We start from the raw sequence: 20,921 nt of genomic DNA, 5'->3' as shown, positions 1-20,921 counted from the left end.
TTTGAGGCATGGAGATTTCCATGCCTTTTCTTTTTCTAAAAAGCATAGCCCAATCCCAAAATCAAGTTGGTCCCAGGGGCAACAATTCCTGAGGAGTATGTGCGGTACCGTTGATTGGTCATATTCTCTAAGGAAATAGTCGCCCGCAACGCATTGGAAATTTGATATTGGGACCTAAGGTTGAGCGTATACCATGATGGGGCAAAAGGGTTTCCATTGGAATCAGCGGCATAAATGAAAGCCTTGCTTCTTTCGGACAACGCCAAATCCCTGAAACCAATTTCCCCATTATAATTTAAGAAGAAATCGGCCTTTAATTTTTGGTTTTGCCAAATAAGGTGCACATCGGCAAACGTTGGAGCGGCATGTCGTGCTGCTGAATCCACTCCATCATCATCCTCCTCAATTCCCTCGGTCAAGGTTAAGTTTGAATTGAACGACCAATGCTCATCAAAAAAAGCATCCAACCCAAACTCAAAACCATACACATAGGCCTTGGCCGCATTCTGTATCGCCTGTACATTGCTCAGTTCCCCGTTATATTCAATTTCCGACTGTCCATTAAAGGTAAAATCCCTACGAACCAAGGCATCGACCAAATAGGTATAGTAAGCCGCTCCCCTAATAACAACCTTGTCGTCGAAGTTTTTTCGGATTCCAATATCCGCGTTATAAGCATATTCCGGCTCCAAGTCGGGATTGGGCACCACCACCGAACCAGGCTCGGAATCAAAAACCTTTCCTACATCATCAATATTGGGAGCCCTAAATCCCGTGGAACCATTTAGGGTCACTTGCAGGTTTGCACTCGGAAACCAGCTGAATCCCATGCTTCCTGTGAGGGCACCGGTAATGATGTCAGCTTCATCAAAGGGGAATGGAAAAAAGTCGCTTTCAAATTGAGCGTCTACCCAAACTTGACTGTATCTCGCACCCGAAAGCAGGGTGAAATTGGGTTTTATTTGATATTCTCCATTGACATATCCCGCAAATGTCTGCCAGGTGGCGCCATCTGGATAACGTGAGGCAGCCGGGACAGTCTGATTTGTTTCAACATCCTTCTGACTTCCTTCTGAATTCACTTTGTTGAAGACGTATTCAGCACCATAATACAATCGTAGATCCCCGATTTTTTTGTTTTCAAAGTCAAGGTTGACGGATAGTGCATCCACTTTTTCCTTTGTGGTGAAACGTAGGGCCTCCTGAAATAACCTTTCATTCCTACTTTCCACAAAATGCTGGTACGCCGTGGTAAGCTTTACCCCATCATAAAATCTGTTTTTTCCTTTCTTGGTAATTTGAAGATTGCCCATGAACCATTTTTGGGGGCCATAGAACCATTCTGCCGAGCGGAGGCCGTCTCCTTCGCTGTTAGGACGAATCAATCTATCATATCTGGAATAATCAGATGTTTCTGAATATATTAGTCCCAAATCGTAGTTCCAGCGGTTATTGGGCCGATAGGTGATCTTCTGCAAGAAGTTCAATTGGTCATATCCCGATGTCACCTGTTTTCTAGCATCATCATTTTCCACCAAAACATCCGTGCCATCCCTGCGAACAACAAAGTTGTTTCGCAAATAAGAGTCCGGTCCATGTTTCCCCATTACCAAGTCTCCAAAACTGTTGTATGTAAAACTGGTGTACGAGGCCCATTTTTTCTGTCCCAAATTAAAATCAACATGGGTGGTATTTTCATTGTTTGCCGAAGAAAACCGATAATTTACGTTCCCCGACAGGGCTAGACTGTCCGTAAACGAAAAGCTAGGTCTTTGGGTGTAAAAGTTCATTACTCCCCCGATGGCATCACTTCCGTAAATGACAGAACCAGGACCAAAAATCACCTCTGTATTTCTAATGGTAAACGGATCTATTGAAATGACATTTTGAATGTTCCCTCCTCGGAAAATGGCATTGTTCATGCGGACCCCATCTACGGAAAGCAACAATCTATTGGTAGCAAACCCCCTAATCATGGGACTTCCTCCTCCCAATTGGCTTTTTTGTACAAATACCTTCCCAGTACTTTGCAAAAGATCTGCAGCTGTTTGCGGATTGTTGAACGCGATGGAACGTGCGTCTATGGAAGCAATTTTTTGAGGCACATGTTTTTTCTGTTGTTCCCACTTGGAGACCGACATGACAACTTCCTGAAGCTCTTCTGGTTTTAAGTAAAGATATACCCTGTTACCTCTTTTGCTTATCTGCGCTTTGGTGGTCACATAAGTTTCATAACTGATGTGCTTGAAGGTTACTTTCTCATTTCGTGAGAAAGCTTCAAGATTACTTTTACCTTCAAAATCAGAAATGGCTGTTCTGGATTTGTCTTTGTTGTAAATGGCCACATTGGATACGGACATGCCTGTTTCCGCATCCAAAATAGATACCTCTTGACCCCATACAATTGAAGAAAATAGAATAAAAGAAAGGACAAAGCCTATTTTGCGCATACTACTCAAAAACTGCATTTAAAACGGCCAGAGACTTCGGTTTTCTGAATCCGTGCAAATGTAATTCAAAATACAGAACAACCTTTTTTAAGAGTTCTTGGCGGTTGGTTTTGTTGATTTTAATCGTAGTAAGTGCATCAAAATTCATGCCTAACAATTTCTTAAAACTCATTACGGTTTCCCCATCTAACAAGGGATTGAGACTGGGTGTTGTAATAAAGCTTCCTTCAAGTAAATCGAAATAAGGAGCTGATTCTCCAGAAGTGTCGGGATAGAACCCTAAATATTTGGTAAGGTTAAGTAAGAACAATAAATGAAAATTCGGGTCGGGATGGTTCTCATCCAACCAATGAAAGGCATATTGCAAATAATTGAAAAGTCCTTGGTTCTGCTCCTGCTCGCGAATGCTGTTTCCCAACATTTCCGATAAAAATAGTACAATGCTGTTCTTCACGACATGGGTATGCAATGTTTTATACGGAATATCCACCTTGACCTCCCTTAAGCTTTCCATGGTACCTTTATTTTTATGCACGGCTACAATTTCAAGTTGCATCAAGGGAAGAAAATAGGCGGCTTTCAACTTTCCTTTTCTGCTGGTCAACACGCCTTTTATAAGATAGGTCTTCAACCCGTCCGATGCTGTATAAGCCTTGACAATAAGACTTGTATCCCCATACTTGATGGCTGAGAGCACTATGGCTTTTGTGGTTATCTGCATTGGTTCCTATAAAAAGAGAGGCAGCTGCCTTAGGTGTAAAGGTATTATCACCCATGGTAACTGCCAACCAAATTATTTATTATGGTCCTTGCTATATGACCCCTTGGGCCAACATGGCATCCGCCACTTTTACGAAGCCTGCAATATTTGCTCCTTTTACGTAGTTGCAATACCCGCCTTCTTCTTTGCCATATTCAATACAAGAGTTATGAATGTCTTCCATGATTCCCTTCAACCGTTCGTCCACCTCTTTTCTGGTCCAACTGATCCGTAGTGAGTTTTGTGACATTTCCAATCCGGATGTGGCCACACCTCCAGCATTGGAAGCTTTTCCTGGGGCAAACAGCAATTTCGCTTCGTGAAAAGCATGTATAGCTTCTGGCGTTGACGGCATATTAGCTCCTTCGGCTACGGCAATACACCCATTTTTCATCAAGGTTGCTGCATCATCACCATTAAGTTCGTTTTGAGTAGCGCAAGGTAATGCCACATCGCAGGGCACGCTCCAAGGCGATTTTCCTTTGTGGTATTCCGCAGAAGGGTATTCTTTCACATATTCTGAAATTCTGCCCCGCTTGTTGTTTTTTAAGTCCATGACCCAAGCCAATTTATCCTTGTCAATGCCGTCTTTATCATAAATATGGCCCCCAGAGTCGGAAAGGGTAAGTACCTTGCCTCCCAATTGCAACACTTTTTCAGCAGCATATTGGGCCACATTTCCAGAACCGGAAATCACGACTTTTTTGCCTTCGAAAGACTCATTGCGGGTTTTTAGCATGCTGTCCGCAAAATAGACCGTGCCGTATCCCGTCGCCTCAGGGCGAATCAAAGAACCTCCCCAAGAACGTCCCTTGCCTGTCAACACGCCGGTGAACTCGTTTCTGATTTTTTTGTACATACCAAACAAGAATCCAATCTCACGTGAACCTACACCGATATCTCCGGCAGGTACATCCGTATTTGGTCCAATGTGGCGACATAATTCAACCATAAAAGAATGGCAAAAACGCATTACTTCATCGTCGGACTTACCTTTTGGGTCAAAATCCGAGCCTCCTTTACCACCACCCATGGGCAAGGTGGTCAAACTGTTCTTGAAAACCTGTTCAAAGGCCAAAAATTTCAATACACTGGCATTTACCGTTGGGTGAAAACGAAGACCTCCCTTGTACGGTCCTATAGCAGAATTCATCTGCACCCGATAACCTCGGTTCACATGAATTTCTCCATCATCATCTATCCATGCCACCCGAAAGGAAATCAACCTTTCTGGTTCCACCATGCGTAAAAGAATGTTTTTTCCATGGTAAATTTCATGCTTCACGATGTAGGGTATTACGGTTTCCGCAACCTCTTGTACCGCTTGGATGAACTCTGGCTCATGACCATTTCTGGTCTTCACCTCATCCATAAATGCTTTGATTTTTGTTTCCATATAGGGATTTCTGTTTGCAGCCCTGAACCTTGACAGAGCACTAATTTTTATTGAATTAGGAATTTGTGGGCTAAATTATACTATTTGCATAATTTGAAAGGCGGTTTTTTGAAAATTTTTCAAAATTGATTACCCTATCGCTTGCTCCAAATCAGCAATGAGGTCATCAACATCCTCAATGCCAACGCTGAGGCGAATCAAAGCATCGACCACACCACTTTTTTCACGTTCTTCCTTGGGTATGCTGGCATGGGTCATGCTCGCTGGATGGCCGGCCAAACTTTCCACCCCCCCGAGGGATTCTGCAAGGGTGAAAACCTGAAGTTTTTCCACAATTTTAACGGCATCTTCAAAGCTGCTTCCCTTTGGGATGAAGGAAATCATCCCTCCAAAACCGTTCATTTGGCTCTTGGCCACATCGTGGTTGGGATGCGATTCAAAACCTGGCCAATACACTTTTTCTATTTTTGCATGGCTGGCCAAATATTTCGCAATGGCCTCGCCATTTTCACAATGGCGCTGCATACGCACATGCAAGGTTTTTATGCCGCGCAGCGTCAAAAAGCTATCCATGGGTCCACAAACGGCCCCGCTGGCATTCTGTATGAAGTACAATTTATCGGCCAAATTCTTATCCTTGACCACCAAGGCTCCAACAACAACATCGCTGTGACCTCCCAAATATTTGGTGGCTGAATGCATCACGATATCCGCACCCAAATCCAACGGTTGTTGAAGGTATGGGGTGGCAAAGGTATTATCCACCGCCAAGAGTAGGTCATGCTTTTTTGCCAATTGCGATGCGGCCATAATATCGATAACGTTCATCATCGGGTTGGTCGGGGTTTCCAACCAAAGTAATTTTGTCTTCTCATTGATTTTCTCGGCAATCGCATCTATATTTTGCATGCCCACGAAGTGAAAATTGATGCCGTACTTCTCAAAAACCTGCTTAAAAAGACGGTAACTCCCTCCGTATAAATCATTCGTGGAAACTACTTCATCACCCGGCTCCAACAACTTGATCACGGCATCCATGGCAGAGAGTCCGCTGGCAAAGGCAAGGCCATAATTGCCATTTTCAATACTTGCCAATGCATTTTCCAAAGCCGTCCTTGTGGGATTTCCACTTCTAGAATATTCAAAACCCTGATGCCCACCGGGCGTCGTCTGGGCATAGGTGGATGTTTGATAAATGGGAGGCATTACCGCACCATAGGCCTTATCGGGATGTTGGCCTCCGTGTATCGTTTTGCTGTTGAATTTTAATTCTTTATTACTCATTTTCTTGTGATATGTTTGCAAATGTATCGTTATCTTTTGGAGTAATCAACGATGTCTTATTTTTGAAGCCATTAACCCCATTCAAATGAAAAAAATAGTTAGCCTACTCCTATTGTTATTGATTAGTATTGGTTGTGAAGAAGAGCACAAACTTACTTTTGAGCCTTTTGAACTGAAAAACAAATCGTGTGCGGACTGTCCCAACATCGAGATAGTAATTCCAAAAGCCTTGGATAATATGGCTGTTGCTAATACCATCAACAATGCCCTGGAAGAAGAAATCATTTCCTTGCTTTCGTTTGATGATGGCGGAGACATTGAAAGCATGGACCATGCGATGACCTCATTTACAGCGGGTTTTCAAGAATTGAAATCTAAATACCCGGATGAAACCGTTGGTTGGGAAGCCACTATAAAGGGTGAGGTGCTTTTTGAGGATAAGGAGATCCTAACACTCGTTTTGAATGCCTACACATTTACCGGTGGGGCGCATGGCTATGGCTCCACAACCCTGCTCAATTTTGATAAAAACAAGGGTACTGAACTTGAAAACTGGGAACTGTTTAAGGACTTGGAGGGTTTTGAGAAGTATGCCGAGACCAAATTCCGAATCCAAGAGGGTATCCCGCAGGATGCCAACATCAATGTGACAGGTTTTATGTTTGAAAAGGATAGCTTCCACCTAGCGGATAATGTGGGCTATACTCCAGAGGGCATACGGTTGATCTACAACCAATATGAAGTGGCCTCCTATGCCGATGGGCCTATTGAACTTATGCTGCCTTATGCGGAGATTAATCATTATTTAAAAAGAAAGGTGAAGTTATAAGTACTTGTTATTTTAGTTTTGGTACAGAATTATTTGAAGTAATACCGCACCCCAACACCCAACAAGAGCATGGAGTCGTTTAGATCACTGTTAAAATGGTAATATCCATTGATGGGGATGATTAAGGAAAACGCATCTGAAAGGAAAAAATCCATTTCAAAAGAGGCATAGCCGCCATAGATAAAACTGCTCTCAGCCTCCAAGGCATCAAAAGGAAATTCAGTATTCCCATCGTTGATATGCTTATACCCCACCGAGGGCCCTCCCCCAAAATAGAAGAAGATACCCTTTCGGGGTGCCGACAAAACCGTGGTGAAATACCCTAGATTGAACAGGTAGTCCTCATAGGGGAATTCCACGCCCGAGTTAGGTTGCTCTTTGGAAAAAGCGGCTACCACAGCTGCTTGGAGATAGTCAGTGCTACTTCGTGTATAATTTAAACTAAGGGTGGCACCAAAGCCATCAGTCTTATAATTGGGCACCATCCCTATGGCAACATTGGTCCGTTGGGACAGTACCTGGTTGGACAACAAAATGCAAAGGACCATAAGGCCCAAGTAGGTCATAGGCTTTCTTTTCATGGTAGTATGATTTGGGATTTATGCTAATTCGGCTCACTCAAACTATAAAAATAAAATGTTAAAACATATCTATAATTCTAGATATGTAAATACTTAATTTATATTTGAGGTATGAATATTGTCGAGATAAGTAAGGTACTGTCCAATAAAACTAGGGTAAATATTTTGAAGTGGCTTAAAAATCCTGCTGAAAATTTTCCGCCGCACCAAGATATCGACCATTTTGACGACGGGGTTTGCGTGGGTTACATTCAGGATAAAACGGGCTTATCACAGTCCACCATATCCACTTATTTAAATTCCATGCAAAACGCCAAGTTGGTCATCCCCACGCGTCACGGTAAGTGGACCTATTATCGGAGAAACGAGGAGGTGATCCAAGGTTATGTAAAAGTCTTGGAAAACGAACTCTAATTTTTTGAGCATATATATTGATAATTAGCGAAATATAAATATTATGGAAAACTGCATCGATTACACCCATATCGAAATGGTTGACAAAGCAGAAAAAAGAAGGCGGGGTAACCTGTCCAACCTAAAAAATTTCCTCTTGCGCTTTGTAATCGAAGGAGCTGAACACCTATCTAAAACCAAATAACAAAGTGAACAAGCAACCCAATCAAATCCAGGCAAAAATGTTCTCGGAAATTGCGGACAGATCATTGTTCGAAAAAGTCACTTCCTACGGAAACGACTTCATTGAAAAGGTATTTGAACGCCATGTAGCACCATTGGACAAAGCCTTGGAAATGCTATCCGCATTCGATGAAGATTTGCCTGAAAAACCAGGGAACTCGCACGAAATTATTGATTTGCTACAAACCAAAGGCGCTCCCAATACCATGCCCCATATCGGTGGAAGGTATTTTGGTTTCGTGACCGGGGGTGTGGTTCCTGCTGGATTGGCTGCCAAGGGACTAGCCTCCTTTTGGGATCAAAATTCAGCGCTTCAGATAATGTCTCCCATATCGTCTAAGTTGGAAAGTGTTGTCCAAAGATGGTTGGTGGACCTGTTCGGGTTGCCCGATAAAACTGTAGCAGGATTTGTAAGTGGCACTTCTATGGCAAATTTTTGTGGTCTGGCAGCAGCTAGATACCGAATTCTAAAAAGAAACCATTGGGACATCAATGAAAAAGGACTTTTCGGAGCTCCCAAAATACGGGTAGTAACAGGCAAACATGCCCATTCTACAATTTTAAAGGCCATCTCGCTGGTAGGTCTTGGAAAAGAAAATATTGAATGGGTGGATGTAGACCAACAAGGAAGAATATGTGTTGATAAAATTCCAGAGTTGGACGAAAATACCATACTGATCCTGCAAGCCGGGAATGTCAATAGTGGGGCTTTTGACGATTTTGAAACCCTCTTTAAAGAAATCCCGACCAATGGCGCCTGGGTGCATATCGATGGTGCATTCGGACTGTGGGCTGCAGGCACTGAGCGGCTGCAACATCTTACAAAAGGTTTTGAGCAAGCCAACTCGTGGGCGGTCGACGCCCACAAAACGCTGAACGTACCCTACGATTCCGGCATTGTTCTTTGCAACGATAGCGAAGCCTTGACCTCAGCATTTCACATGAATGCTGGTTATATTGTCACTGGACAAGAAAGAGATGGTATGTTCTTTACTCCAGAAATGTCACGGAGGTCCAGAGCGATAGAACTTTGGGCCACCTTGAAATATTTGGGCCGCACAGGAATCGATGATATGATATTCGAAATGCACCAAAGAGCCAAACAATTTGCGCAGCTCATTTCCAAAGTTGATGGTTTCCAGGTTTTGAACGATGTTGTTTTCAATCAGGTTATCGTTCAATGTGAATCTGATGAACTAACGGACAAAACGCTCAAAAAAATACAAGAACTTCGGGATTGTTGGGTCGGTGGTTCAACTTGGAATGGGCGCAAAGTGATTCGAATCAGTGTTTGCTCATGGGCCACTACGGAAAAAGATATTGTTCGTTCAATCAACTCTTTCAAACAAGCTCTAGATAGCATACAAGACAAAAAAACAAAAATCAACTAATCCATTTTAGCATGAAAACAATAGGAATGATTGGGGGTATGAGTTGGGAATCCTCCAAAATATACTACCAACACATAAATGAAATGGTCCGGGAGAGACTGGGAGGTTCGCATTCGGCGGCAAGCATACTCTCCTCTGTGGATTTTGAAGAAATTGAACGGCATTCCTTTTCGGACAATTGGGAAGTAATTGGTACTATTATGGCCGAGCATGCCAAAAAACTGGAAGCTGCGGGTGCAGCAGTCATTATACTCTGTACCAATACCATCCATTTGGTCAGCGATGCCATCACACAGGCTACGAGCATCCCCTTTTTGCATATTGCCCAAGTGACCGGAGCGGCTATTCAGGAGAGAGGATTAAAGAAAATAGCGCTGCTCGGCACAAAATTTACCATGGAAAACGATTTCTATACCAAAAAACTGGAAGATGACTTTGGTCTTGAGGTCCTGATTCCAGATGCCGGAGATCGCGAAATCTTACAATCAATCATTTATGATGAACTTGTAAAAGGAACATTTACCGAAAAATCCAAGAATATTTGTTTGGGCATCATTGAAAAAATGAAAGGGCTAGGAGCGGAAGGAGCTATATTGGGTTGCACGGAACTACCCATATTGATTCCTGACAGTGAAGCTTCAATTCCTACTTTTGACACCACTAAAATCCATGCCAAAAAAGCGGTGGATTTTGCTTTATCTTGACGGTGTTGATGGAATTTTGATTTCCTTTGTGCACCTAAGCCATTAACATGAAAAAGATATACCATTTAAGCAATTGCACAACCTGCCAGCGCATCATCAAGGACCTGGAACCGTTGGATGGGGTTATACTGCAAGACATTAAAACGGAACCTATGACTTCTAAGCAGTTGGAAGAAATGGCATCGCTCAGCGGGGGTTACGAGCCGCTATTTAGTAGAAGGGCCATGCTATACCGTCAAATGGGATTGCAGGACAAGGAACTTTCTGAAAACGAGTATAAAAAACTCATTCTAGAGCATTATACCTTTTTAAAGCGTCCAGTAATTTTAGTGGACAATCAAATTTTTGTTGGCAATTCCAAGAAAGTAGCGGAAGCTGCCAAAAAGGCCCTGCATTCATGAGCAAGCGCACCTTGGCAATTTTGGCAGCCATAACGGCCACCACTATTTACGGCATCAACCATACGCTGGCCAAAGGTGTTATGCCCACCTATGTAAAACCCTTAGGATTTATTATGCTTCGGGTGGTGGGCGCTTCGGCGTTATTTTGGGGTATTTCCCTTTTTGGTCCAAAGGAGAAAATTGAAAAACGGGATTGGGGGAGAATCTTGGTTTGTTCCATCTTGGGAATGGTCATCAACATGCTCTCTTTTTTCAAGGGTCTTCAATTGTCCACCCCTATCAACAGTGCTGTATTGGTGACCATTACCCCGATTATTGTTGTCGTTCTATCGGCCTTCTTCTTAAGTGAACGAATAACTTTCAACAAAGCCATTGGTATTTTGTTGGGATTTGTCGGGGCACTTGGCCTTATTCTTTTTGGTGCCGAACTACGACAAGATGCCCCCAACATTCCCTTTGGGAATTTTTTGTTCGTCATCAACGCTACTTCATATGGAGCCTACCTCATTGTGGCCAAAAAACTGATAGAAAAGTACCATCCATTTACATTGATGAAATGGTTGTTCACCATTGCGGTTGTCATCAATTTTCCGATTACGCTGCCCGAATTTTTAGAAATACAATGGTCCACTATGCCGCTATGGGTCTATGGCGCCATTGCTTTTGTGGTTATTGGGACCACGTTTATGACCTATCTTTTCAATGTTTTTGCACTTACCGAACTTAAAGCTTCCACGGTTGGTGCCTTTGTTTATATGCAGCCGCTCATCGGGATTTTGTTTGCACTGGCAACGGGCAAGGACCATCTGACCTGGATAAAGGTCATTGCAACGATTTTTGTTTTGTTGGGGGTTTACTTGGCGAGTAAACGGGCCAAGAGGGGTGTTTAATTTGATGCCTTAGGCAAGACGCTATCATCCTTTTGTTAAGTGCAAACGACTATCCGTCAATTTGCTGGTTAGTATTACATCGAGCTTATGTAGTTTACATCCAAAACGGACTCCATGGTAAACTACACAGAACAAATACGTCGAATTAAAATTAAGTTCCAAGAAGCCAGAAAAATTGACCTGGCATATAAGACTTTTGGTGCTGCGAGACATAAGTACCATTTGAATCCTCCTGCAAAATCGTATCAGGTTGAAGCTTTTGAAAAACAATATGGAATCCAACTACCTGTTTGTTACAAAACCTTTCTGCTGAACATTGGAAACGGTGGAATTTCTTACCAAAACTCAGGTGCCGGCCCTTACTATGGAATCTACCCTTTAGGTCATAACCTCGATCAAGTAGTTCCCGATGATCCGAAAATATTCTTGAAGAAGCATTGTTGCTTAAATCCAGAAATGAGTGATGACGAATGGGAAAACATGACTTCATTTATGGATAAAGATGAAATCTCCGATGAAGAATATCACACCGAATTCGAAAAACTTTATGGAGGAATCCTACCCCTTGGATTTCAAGGATGTAGTTTTTTACATGGCCTGGTGTTGAATGGTGTCCACAAGGCCAAAGTGGTCAATATAGAAATATCTGGAATAGAAAGACCTCTATTTAGCCCTGATAACAATTTTTTGGACTGGTACGAGCGATGGCTTGACGAAATTATAGAAGCAGACAAAACCGGTATTTTCCCAAAATGGTTTGGGTTTTCCAATAAAGATAATAGGTAATCCTAAGTTTTAAAATTGGACTAAATCATTTGTAGGTCCTTGGGGACCTGGACATATTTTCGGGTATCTTCTTTCGTCAATATTTTAAAATCTTCTGCCTTTTCCATTTGCTCAAAAACTTCCAAAAACACATCCGGCAAACCGGTCAATTTTCGTTCTTTTAAATCGATCCAAGCACCCATCATCTGGCAGCGTGCAAAATTTTTTCCTTCGCTGTCGTAAAAGTTATGTTCAAACTCAAAGAACATCCCATCTTTGCTCATTCCCTTGAAGCTCAATGAAACCTTTACAGGTTTTCCAGCAAAAACCTCCTTAAAATAATATATGTGCTCATAGAACACCACGGGACCAAGACTGTGTTGGGCCATACTCTTCTGATTAAATCCAATCAAACCCAGGTAAGCCATTCGGGTATGGCTCATAAAATTGATATAGGCCGAGTTGGCCAAGTGGCGATTGGCGTCCAAATCGCTCCAGCGTATTTCAAACTCCTTAAAAAACATAGTCGGTTAATTTGTTATGCATGCATAATAATTGTAAAATTACCATTGTTTTAAAAACTAATACATAGTAAGTACCACTTTTAATACTATTTTTAAACATAGTTTAACACAATCCTTATGAGCCAAAAAGCTGACTTTATCCAAGACCTATCATTGCCTGTGGTGGCAGCACCTATGTTTCTTATTTCCAATCCCAAATTGGTAGTGGAATGTTGTAAAAATGGTATTGTGGGGACTTTTCCTGCTTTGAATCAACGTACCAGTGAAGGTTTTGAAGAATGGCTCATCGAGATAAAATCCGAGTTGAAGGATTATGAAGAAAAAACCGGAAAGAAACCGGCGCCATTTGGGGTCAACCTCATCGTACATCCCACCAACCCCCGGCTTGAAGCGGACATTAAGCTCTGTGTAAAACATAAAGTGCCTTTAATAATCACTTCATTGGGTGCAGTTAGCCAAGTTGTAAATGCCATTCATAGTTATGGTGGGCTGGTGTTTCATGATATCATTAAAAAGAGGCATGCTGAAAAGGCCGCTGAAGCAGGAGTGGATGGTCTTATTCTGGTATCGGCAGGCGCTGGTGGTCATGCAGGAAGCATCAACCCAATGAGCTTGGTTGCCGAGATAAAAAAATTCTTCCATAAGACCATCCTTCTTTCGGGCTGTATCAGTTCGGGAAGAGATGTTGCCAGTGCCATGCAGATGGGAGCCGATTTGGCCTATATGGGAACACGTTTTATCAATACGAAAGAAAGTGAAGCCCCCGAGGATTATCGAAAAATGATCATCGATGCCGGTGCCAGCGATGTGGTCTATACCGCTGCCATTTCCGGAGTGCACGCCAACTTTTTAGCGGCCAGCCTTCAAGCTGCCGGAATCTCGGAAGAGGATCTGAAAAAGAATCATAAAATTGATTTTGGAAAAGAGTTGGACACCGAGGCCAAGGCTTGGAAGACCATATGGTCCGCAGGACAAGGGGTTACCTCCATAGAAAATGTATTGCCCGTGTCTGAGTTGGTGGAAACTTTGAAAAAAGAATTCAAGGCTGCTATTGAAGAACAACACGCCCTACTCAAGACCTTTCCCAAAAATTGATTGATTTAAACTGTTTCTTCGGTCTTTTTTATTTCGCTTAAAAACTGATGAACCTGACTGACGGCCATGGAACCCTCACCCACAGCAGAGGCTACTCGTTTCACAGAGCCCTTTCGGACATCGCCCACGGCAAAAAAACCAGGTATGCTGGTTTCCAACGATTGTGGTTTGCGTTCCCTAAAAATGTCACAGGAATGCAACTTTTCCTCCTTAATTCCAGGGCCAGTACATATAAATCCACGCTCATCGGTCTCTACCAAGCCTTTTAACCAATCTGTGCAGGGACTCGCACCAATAAAAGTGAATAAATTGGTGATGTTCTTTTCGATAGATTCTCCTTGGCCATTTCTCATAACAACAGATTCCAGATAATAACGCCCTTTAAGCTCAACTACTTCTGTATGAAGATGAACAAGAATATTCTCCGCAGCTTCAATACGTTGCACCAAATAATCACTCATCTTGCCCCCTAAATTCCCGCCTCTCAAAATCACATGGACTTCCTTTGCGTGATCCGCAAGAAACAGTGCAGCCTGCCCCGCAGAGTTTCCTCCTCCAATTACACCAACCAGTTCATTTTTACAGGCAGCGGCATTCATTCCTGTAGCTGAATAAAAGACTCCACTTCCTTCATACTTTTCAATATTGTTCACGGGCAGCTGTCTGTAATTTGCACCCGTGGCAGCCATTACCGCCCTTGTTTTAATAGTCTTATTGGTAGCTTTTACGATGAAATGTCTGCCAGTGTGTTCTATACTTTCAGCCTTGTGCGGGATGGAGATGTTGCATCCAAATTTTTGAGCTTGTACATAGGCCTTATTGGCTAGGTCACTACCGGAAATTCCTGTAGGAAAGCCAAGATAATTTTCAATTTTTGAGCTTTTCCCAGCCTGTCCGCCAGGAGCTTTGCTGTCAATGGTAACCACACTCAGCCCTTCAGAAGCAGCATAAACACTTGCCGCTAATCCTGATGGGCCCGCACCAATCACCAAAAGGTCGAACACCTTATCCTCAAAATCCATCAAAACTCCAGAATATCTTGCTAATTCCTCTAAGGATGGGTTTTGGCAAACTTTGGCATCACTATTTATCAAAATAGGCAGATCATCTGAGGAGAGCCCAAAGTTTTTGAGGAGTTCCCTAGCCTCTTCCGAGGTGTCGACATCAAAAAAATTGTACCAAAGGTGATTTTTTTCCATAAAATCCCGAATGGCGTAAGTTTCCTTTGAAGTTCCTGATCCCACCAGTTTGATTCCCCCCTCAAATTCTGTCAATACTGTTTCTTGCCTCAACAAAAAGGCGTTTAATAGCATATCGCTAATATCGCTGTGTTTTGAAATGGCCTCCTTTAAACGTTTTGGCGTGATTCGAAGCACACAGGTATTGGGTTGGGCCACTGCATGAAATTGCGCACCCCTATTTGAAAGCATTCCACTATCGCCTGTAAATTCATTCTTTTGATGGGCCACAATAAGCTTATTGTCATTATACGGATCTTCAATGGTCACCTCCCCGGCCATAACAACGAAAAAATCGTATTGCAAATCGCCCAACGTAAAAATTCGTGTCGCTTCACCATAGCTTTCAATTTTACCATATGTTTTCAAAATGCCTATTTGACGTGCCGTTAATTCTGGAAATCTAGCGTCTTTCATGCTCTTTTTGATTTTTGTTGAAGCCTTTGGAATTGTGCTTTTTTCAAGGAACTTAAAAATACGACAATCTTTACTTTCAACTTTGATTTGTAATCCGTTATAATGGAATTTGGTATTTTTAGGTTTTAACCAACAGCCATGTACATCAAAAGAAACATCAGTTGGCACATCATTTTGCGATATGCCTGGAAAAATTTGATTTTTTTCACGGTTTATGCAGCCATCATTTTTTATTTCTATCATTTTCTGGACTGGAAACATATCGACATTCCTTTTCAACCCTTATCGGTGATTGGAATTGCTGTGGCTTTCTATATCGGTTTCAAAAACAGCCAAAGCTATGATCGTTTTTGGGAAGCCAGGAAAATTTGGGGAGGCATTGTGAACTACTCCCGAACCTGGGCCAACAATGTGCTCAGCTTTGTTGAAAATGACCGCTCCGCCCAAATGGAATTGATCTACCGCCATGTTGCGTGGATCAATGCACTACGGATTCAATTACGGCAACCCACCAGTTTTTCCATTAAGGAAAATAGGGCCGTGGAGCGATTGTTTGAAAAACATGGGGAACGCAATCCAGCCTGTGACGGGATGGATAAGTTCCTTTCAACTAATGAATTGGATGATTTGCAGAACAGAAAAAATGTGGCCACCCATCTCGTTAAAAACCAGGGTCAACAATTAAAAAAGTTGCTGCAAGAGGAAAAAATAACGGAATTCGACAAACAGGTATTGCATAGTAATTTGGAGGAAATGTATAATCTTCAAGGGAAATGTGAACGAATAAAAAACACACCTTTCCCAAGGCAGTATGCCTACTTCAGCACACTTTTTACTTGGATTTTTGTACTGCTGCTACCTTTTGGGCTCCTCAATGTATTTAAGGCCCAGCTACAAGAACTGGAAATGGGACTCAGTTGGTGGTACTTTGCTTTGATGATTTTCTTTTCCGTGTTGATTTCATGGGTTTTTACGACCATGGAAAAAGTGGGGAGTAACAGCGAAGATCCTTTTGAGGGAAGAATCAACGATGTCCCCATGACAGCATTGTGCCGCACCATTGAAATTGATTTAAGGGACATGTTGGACGAAACGGATCTTCCTGAAAAAGTGAAAGCCCAGCATAATATTTTATATTAATGCCTTTATTTTCAACGAATTACCGTCCTCCGCTATTCTTTAGAAATGGGCACATTGCCACCATCTATTCTGGACTTGTTCGAAAAGTGGATGGTGTTGTCCAAAAAAGGGAGCGAATCACACTTGCCGACGGTGACTTTTTAGATTTGGATTGGAGCAAATCCCAAACACCATCAAATAAATTGGTCATCCTGTTACACGGTTTGGAGGGGAACGCCCAACGCCCCTACATCACAGGAAGTGCTAAAGTGTTCAATCAAAAGGGATATGATGCCTGTGCGGTTAACTATCGTGGATGCAGTGGCGAGCCCAATTCAAAATATCGCTCGTACCATTCTGGGGCCACTAAGGATCTTATTGAAGTCATAGACCACATTCTTGATGCCAAAAAGTATGGGGAAATCTATTTAAAAGGATTCAGCTTGGGCGGAAACCTTGCCTTAAAATATTTGGGTGAGGGAAACACCGTTCCAAAGGAAGTTAAAGCAGCCGTGGCCGTCTCTGTGCCCTGTAGCTTGCGTGATTCATGTGAACAATTGCTAATGCCTAAAAATGTGCTTTATGCAAAGCGGTTCAAGAAACACCTCATTGCCAAGCTGAGAGAAAAACAAGAACTCTTCCCAGAACTAATTCCCGATGAGGACATCAAAAAAATAAAGACTCTCAAGGATTTCGACGATATCTACACCAGCAGGGCACATAATTTTAAAGATGCCTTGGATTATTATGAAAAATGTAGCTCCCTCCAGTTTTTATCTGATATAAAAGCGCCTTCCCTAATCATCAATGCCCAAGATGATTCTTTTCTGGGATCCGAATGTTATCCTTACAAGGAAGCTGAAATTAATCCCAACCTCTATCTGGAAGTGCCAAAATATGGTGGGCACGTTGGCTTTTGGGGAAAGGACAACATTACCTATAATGAAAAAAGAGCACTTGACTTTTTCAATACCCCCTGAATTTCTACATTGGGGGTTCAAAAAGTTGAAACATGATTTCAACCATATATTGGTTATATTAGTAGCTACAATTGACATCAACCTTATAAGAGTTCATAAAATGAAAAGAATACTAGTCTTGTTTACATTGGCATCCCTAGTGATGGGCTGTGGTGGAAAAAAAGAAAAGAAAGAAGATGGTTTTGAGGTAAGCAGAACAAAGACAGAAGAAAAACAGGCACAGACCAGTGAAGGAGTGCCCGTTGATTTGGATAACAAAGGAGTTGGACCCATCAAAAATGTAGATTTCCCCGAAGAAATTGATGCCGAAATGGCCGCCCGAGGCGAAGCAACATTCAATGCCATTTGCGTGGCATGCCACATGGTGGACCAACGCATGATAGGGCCAGCCATGAAGGGAGTATACGAACGCCGAAGCCCAGAATGGGTAATGAACATGATCTTGAATCCGGACGGAATGCTAAAGGAAGACCCTATAGCGAAGGCCTTGCTCAAGGAATACAACAATGCCATTATGCTCAACCAAAACCTGACCGAGGAAGAAGCCCGGGATCTGGCAGAGTATTTAAGAACGCTGTAAACTAATAAGCGTTGTGACTATTAGGCTTCCTTCTTCTTCTTCATAAGGTGAAGACTTCATTGACATTTTTAAAGCTTTTGAACTCCAACATGTATCCATTGGGGTCTTGAACAAAAAAAGAAAGGTGTTCCCCCTTTTTGCCCTGCATAAAAGTGGCCTTAGTGGTTACCTCTAAGTCCATTTGAAAAAGTCTGCCATAGAGTTCCTCCCAACTATCATTGGGTATAATAACTCCAAAATGGAAGGCTGGCAAAATATAGTCATCAAGCTTATAGCTTTTGAAATCAAAACTAAAGTTACCCGCCTGTGTAAATGTTAACTGGTTGCCAAATAGGTCAATATCCAACCATTTTTCAGTGTTCCTTCCCAAGTTGGTGCCAATAATCTCCATATAGAACTTTTTTGTTTCCTCGATATCCCTACATGGCAAGGCGAGGTGGAACTTTGCCTCCATCATTTTTTGTGTGTTTTTTGTTTTGTAATCTATTCTTAAAATAGGATTGAAAAGCCTATTTATCTGATTTATCCATATGTTCTATGGCCTTTTTCCATTCTAACCAGAGTACGGCTTCGAATTTGGCTTTTCATTCTCCTTGTACTTCGAAGGGTCCAATTGGGTTAGAAAATAATTTCTATTGTCTTTTTTAATCTTTGATGGACTCTTTTATTCTTTTTCCAAATTTTGTTCACTGTAATCCAGCGTAATGTCGTCCTCTTTGTCGGCGGAAATTTCGTAGTCTTCCATGGCCATTGTAAGTCGCTTGCTCACTTTTACCAAATATACGGTATCCTTTGTTCTGACCTCTATGCATTCAACCCATTCTCCTTGAGAATTTCGAAAGCTAATGATGTCGCCATCCCCGTAACCGTCGGGGTACTTCTCCACTAAAAGATTTAGTATTACCCCATCAAGTTTTTTGTAATCAACTATAACTCTTTTCATGTCACTCCTTTCTCGATCCAGTTATATTTTCAAAACGTAGGCAAAAATCAATGGGGCCACAATGGTGGCATCGCTTTCTATTATGAATTTTGGTGTTTTTATATCGAGTTTCCCCCAAGTAATCTTTTCATTCGGCACGGCTCCAGAATAGGAGCCATAACTTGTTGTAGAATCACTTATTTGGCAGAAATAGTTCCAGAATGGCGTATCTTTTTCTTCCATATCTTGATAGAGCATCGGAACCACACAAATGGGGAAATCTCCTGCTATTCCTCCGCCAATTTGAAAGAACCCAATACCATTGCTGGAATTTTGCCTATACCAATCGGCCAAAAAGGTCATGTATTCAATTCCAGACTTGATGGTGCTGGCTTTGAGCTCGCCTTTCAGAACATAACTGGCAAAAATATTTCCCATTGTACTGTCTTCCCATCCTGGGACCACCATCGGCAAATTGGCCTTGGCCGCAGCAAACACCCACGAATCTCTAACATCTATTTCGTAATACTCTTCCAACACCCCTGATAGCAGAAGGCGGTACATACATTCATGAGGGAATAGTCGTTCCCCGTTATCATCTGCTTGCTTCCATATCTTATAAATGTGTTCCTGCAGACGTCTAAAAGCTTCTTCCTCTGGAATACAGGTATCGGTGACCCGGTTGAGTCCATTCTGCAACAGATTCCATTCATCTTGCGGGGTCAGATCACGGTAATTGGGCACTCTTTTATAATGAGAATGAGCTACCAAATTCATGATATCCTCTTCTAGATTAGCTCCGGTACATGAAATGACATGAACTTTTTTTGAACGGATCATCTCTGAAAAAATCTTACCTAATTCAGCGGTGCTCATGGCACCTGCCAAGGACACCAACATTTTTGCCCCTTGTCCCAACTGGGCTTCATATCCCTTAGCAGCATCCACCAAAGATGCTGCATTGAAATGAAGAAAATGCTTTTCGATAAACTTGGAAACTTCACCTTTATCGCTCATCATATTCTTCTTTTGTTCCATCAAATTTTTCAAAACTCTCGTGTTGCCCATCCAAATATTCCACTTCTTCGGAATCCTGACTGTTGTATTTGTAGCTCAGCATTTTATAATAAAGTTTTGCGGCTAGAAAATCGGAAGCCCTGTCTTCTGGATTAGGGCAAAGTTCCACGATATCAAAACCGACCACATTGCATTCCTCAAAGACCCTTTTAAGAAATTCCAAAGTTTCATACCAAAAAAGTCCGCCGGGTTCAGGCGTTCCCGTTGCTGGGAGAATGGATGGGTCCAACGCATCCAAATCGAAGGTGATGTAAACATTCTCGGTCATCGCATCCAGCACATTATCCATCCAAAAATCATCGGTTACCATTTCGTGGGCAAAAAAGACATTATCCTTGTTCATAACGGAAGTTTCCATTTTGTCCATACTTCTTATACCAACCTGAACCAGGTTTGTGTTCTGTGAGGCTTCATGTAAAGCACAGGCATGATTATATTTAGAGCCATTGTACTCTTCTCTCAAGTCGGCATGGGCATCTATTTGGAGTACCGTCAATCCTTCGTACGACTCTGCAAATGCCCTAATAGCACCAATAGAGACCGAATGTTCCCCACCAACTATTGTAACGAGCTTATTTCTGTTCAGATAATCCCTGACCACTTTATGAACCATTTCTACCATGCTTTCAGGTGAGTCGAAACCATCCAAAGTTTCCGTCAGATAAATTCCCTCTTTGTATACTTCACTGTCCGTTTCAATATCATAAAGCTCCATATTCTCTGAAGCTTGCAGAAAGGCATCCGGACCCTTATCGGCACCTTTGCCCCAGGTACTCGTTCCATCGTAGGCAACGGGAATTAAAACAACTTTAGATTTGTGTGAAGATGCGTATTCCTCTGGAATCCCTGCGTATGTTCTTTCTAATTTCATTTCAGTTGATT

The 20,921-nt window shown here is 42.2% G+C and carries 23 protein-coding genes; 12 read left to right on the top strand and 11 right to left on the bottom strand.

Annotated elements, in window-relative coordinates; all coding sequences use genetic code 11:
* Nucleotides 1-35: 35 nt before the first annotated feature.
* The 4 genes from GTQ34_RS08190 to GTQ34_RS08175 form a co-directional block, all read right to left on the bottom strand.
* Entirely contained in the window at nt 36-2,450 is a 2,415-nt protein-coding gene (locus GTQ34_RS08190; RefSeq protein ID WP_235914993.1) for a TonB-dependent receptor, read from the bottom strand.
* Between the two features lies 1 nt (nt 2,451).
* Nucleotides 2,452-3,171 (bottom strand): DNA repair protein RecO, encoded by a 720-nt coding sequence (recO, locus tag GTQ34_RS08185; RefSeq protein WP_166523282.1) that lies wholly within the window; start codon nt 3,169-3,171, stop codon nt 2,452-2,454.
* A gap of 91 nt (nt 3,172-3,262) precedes the next feature.
* Nucleotides 3,263-4,606 carry an NADP-specific glutamate dehydrogenase gene (gene gdhA / locus GTQ34_RS08180; protein WP_166523281.1) on the bottom strand — a complete coding sequence of 448 codons (1,344 nt, stop codon included), beginning with the start codon at nt 4,604-4,606 and terminating at the stop codon, nt 3,263-3,265.
* A 129-nt stretch (nt 4,607-4,735) separates the two neighbouring features.
* The gene (locus tag GTQ34_RS08175; protein WP_166523280.1) at nt 4,736-5,890 is read right to left on the bottom strand and encodes a cystathionine gamma-synthase; all 1,155 of its coding nucleotides are present in this window, start codon (nt 5,888-5,890) and stop codon (nt 4,736-4,738) included.
* Between the two features lie 85 nt (nt 5,891-5,975).
* On the opposite strand from GTQ34_RS08175, the gene GTQ34_RS08170 reads away from it, so the two are divergent.
* Nucleotides 5,976-6,719 (top strand): DUF3298 and DUF4163 domain-containing protein, encoded by a 744-nt coding sequence (locus GTQ34_RS08170; protein ID WP_166523279.1) that lies wholly within the window; start codon nt 5,976-5,978, stop codon nt 6,717-6,719.
* A gap of 29 nt (nt 6,720-6,748) precedes the next feature.
* On the opposite strand, the gene GTQ34_RS08165 is transcribed toward GTQ34_RS08170, so the two are convergent.
* A complete protein-coding gene (locus GTQ34_RS08165) occupies nt 6,749-7,300 on the bottom strand; it encodes a conjugal transfer protein TraO (protein WP_166523278.1) in 552 nt (183 codons plus the stop codon).
* Between the two features lie 111 nt (nt 7,301-7,411).
* Here GTQ34_RS08165 and GTQ34_RS08160 point away from each other — a divergent pair, with 111 nt between their 5' ends.
* The 7 genes from GTQ34_RS08160 to GTQ34_RS08130 all read left to right on the top strand — a co-directional run bounded on the left by GTQ34_RS08160 (nt 7,412) and on the right by GTQ34_RS08130 (nt 12,108).
* Nucleotides 7,412-7,714 (top strand): ArsR/SmtB family transcription factor, encoded by a 303-nt coding sequence (locus GTQ34_RS08160; RefSeq protein ID WP_166523277.1) that lies wholly within the window; start codon nt 7,412-7,414, stop codon nt 7,712-7,714.
* 43 nt (nt 7,715-7,757) lie between these two features.
* Complete coding sequence (locus GTQ34_RS08155) at nt 7,758-7,898, top strand: hypothetical protein (protein WP_166523276.1); 141 nt, start codon at nt 7,758-7,760, stop codon at nt 7,896-7,898.
* Between the two features lie 4 nt (nt 7,899-7,902).
* Nucleotides 7,903-9,327 carry a pyridoxal phosphate-dependent decarboxylase family protein gene (locus GTQ34_RS08150; RefSeq protein WP_313790412.1) on the top strand — a complete coding sequence of 475 codons (1,425 nt, stop codon included), beginning with the start codon at nt 7,903-7,905 and terminating at the stop codon, nt 9,325-9,327.
* 11 nt (nt 9,328-9,338) lie between these two features.
* Nucleotides 9,339-10,031 carry an aspartate/glutamate racemase family protein gene (locus GTQ34_RS08145; RefSeq protein WP_166523275.1) on the top strand — a complete coding sequence of 231 codons (693 nt, stop codon included), beginning with the start codon at nt 9,339-9,341 and terminating at the stop codon, nt 10,029-10,031.
* A gap of 47 nt (nt 10,032-10,078) precedes the next feature.
* Nucleotides 10,079-10,432 (top strand): arsenate reductase family protein, encoded by a 354-nt coding sequence (locus GTQ34_RS08140; protein WP_166523274.1) that lies wholly within the window; start codon nt 10,079-10,081, stop codon nt 10,430-10,432.
* A complete protein-coding gene (locus GTQ34_RS08135) occupies nt 10,429-11,322 on the top strand; it encodes a DMT family transporter (RefSeq protein ID WP_166523273.1) in 894 nt (297 codons plus the stop codon). Before GTQ34_RS08140 ends, GTQ34_RS08135 begins: the two co-directional genes overlap by 4 nt.
* Before the next feature lie 114 nt (nt 11,323-11,436).
* Nucleotides 11,437-12,108 carry an SMI1/KNR4 family protein gene (locus GTQ34_RS08130; protein ID WP_166523272.1) on the top strand — a complete coding sequence of 224 codons (672 nt, stop codon included), beginning with the start codon at nt 11,437-11,439 and terminating at the stop codon, nt 12,106-12,108.
* 20 nt (nt 12,109-12,128) lie between these two features.
* Here the strand turns inward: GTQ34_RS08130 and GTQ34_RS08125 are convergent, their stop codons facing one another.
* Nucleotides 12,129-12,611, bottom strand: a complete 483-nt coding sequence (locus GTQ34_RS08125; protein WP_166523271.1) for an acyl-CoA thioesterase — start codon at nt 12,609-12,611, stop codon at nt 12,129-12,131.
* A gap of 117 nt (nt 12,612-12,728) precedes the next feature.
* On the opposite strand from GTQ34_RS08125, the gene GTQ34_RS08120 reads away from it, so the two are divergent.
* Entirely contained in the window at nt 12,729-13,706 is a 978-nt protein-coding gene (locus GTQ34_RS08120; RefSeq protein ID WP_166523270.1) for an NAD(P)H-dependent flavin oxidoreductase, read from the top strand.
* 5 nt (nt 13,707-13,711) lie between these two features.
* Here the strand turns inward: GTQ34_RS08120 and GTQ34_RS08115 are convergent, their stop codons facing one another.
* Nucleotides 13,712-15,361, bottom strand: coding sequence for an FAD-dependent oxidoreductase (locus tag GTQ34_RS08115; RefSeq protein ID WP_166523269.1), 1,650 nt, complete (start codon nt 15,359-15,361; stop codon nt 13,712-13,714).
* Between the two features lie 138 nt (nt 15,362-15,499).
* Between GTQ34_RS08115 and GTQ34_RS08110 the strand changes: the two genes are divergently transcribed.
* From GTQ34_RS08110 to GTQ34_RS08100, 3 genes are all read left to right on the top strand, one after another.
* A complete protein-coding gene (locus GTQ34_RS08110; protein ID WP_166523268.1) occupies nt 15,500-16,501 on the top strand; it encodes a bestrophin family protein in 1,002 nt (333 codons plus the stop codon).
* On the top strand, nt 16,501-17,460 hold the full coding sequence (locus GTQ34_RS08105; RefSeq protein WP_166523267.1) for a YheT family hydrolase: 960 nt from the start codon (nt 16,501-16,503) through the stop codon (nt 17,458-17,460). Before GTQ34_RS08110 ends, GTQ34_RS08105 begins: the two co-directional genes overlap by 1 nt.
* Before the next feature lie 100 nt (nt 17,461-17,560).
* Nucleotides 17,561-18,040 carry a c-type cytochrome gene (locus GTQ34_RS08100; protein ID WP_166523266.1) on the top strand — a complete coding sequence of 160 codons (480 nt, stop codon included), beginning with the start codon at nt 17,561-17,563 and terminating at the stop codon, nt 18,038-18,040.
* Nucleotides 18,041-18,080: 40 nt separating this feature from the next.
* On the opposite strand, the gene GTQ34_RS08095 is transcribed toward GTQ34_RS08100, so the two are convergent.
* From GTQ34_RS08095 to speB, 4 genes are all read right to left on the bottom strand, one after another.
* Nucleotides 18,081-18,497, bottom strand: coding sequence for a VOC family protein (locus GTQ34_RS08095; RefSeq protein ID WP_235914992.1), 417 nt, complete (start codon nt 18,495-18,497; stop codon nt 18,081-18,083).
* A gap of 207 nt (nt 18,498-18,704) precedes the next feature.
* Nucleotides 18,705-18,983, bottom strand: coding sequence for a hypothetical protein (locus GTQ34_RS08090; RefSeq protein ID WP_166523265.1), 279 nt, complete (start codon nt 18,981-18,983; stop codon nt 18,705-18,707).
* Between the two features lie 21 nt (nt 18,984-19,004).
* Complete coding sequence (locus GTQ34_RS08085) at nt 19,005-19,979, bottom strand: deoxyhypusine synthase family protein (RefSeq protein ID WP_166523661.1); 975 nt, start codon at nt 19,977-19,979, stop codon at nt 19,005-19,007.
* Nucleotides 19,969-20,910, bottom strand: coding sequence for an agmatinase (speB, locus tag GTQ34_RS08080; RefSeq protein ID WP_166523264.1), 942 nt, complete (start codon nt 20,908-20,910; stop codon nt 19,969-19,971). The genes GTQ34_RS08085 and speB overlap by 11 nt, the downstream gene beginning before the upstream one ends.
* Nucleotides 20,911-20,921: the final 11 nt, after the last annotated feature.

Origin of the sequence: Flagellimonas ochracea (genome assembly GCF_009903685.1) — a bacterium.
In the GTDB taxonomy this organism is placed as follows: Bacteria; Bacteroidota; Bacteroidia; order Flavobacteriales; family Flavobacteriaceae; genus Flagellimonas; species Flagellimonas ochracea.
The sequence above is the reverse complement of the archived record's forward strand: the minus strand, read 5'-3'. Positions and strand labels throughout refer to the sequence as shown.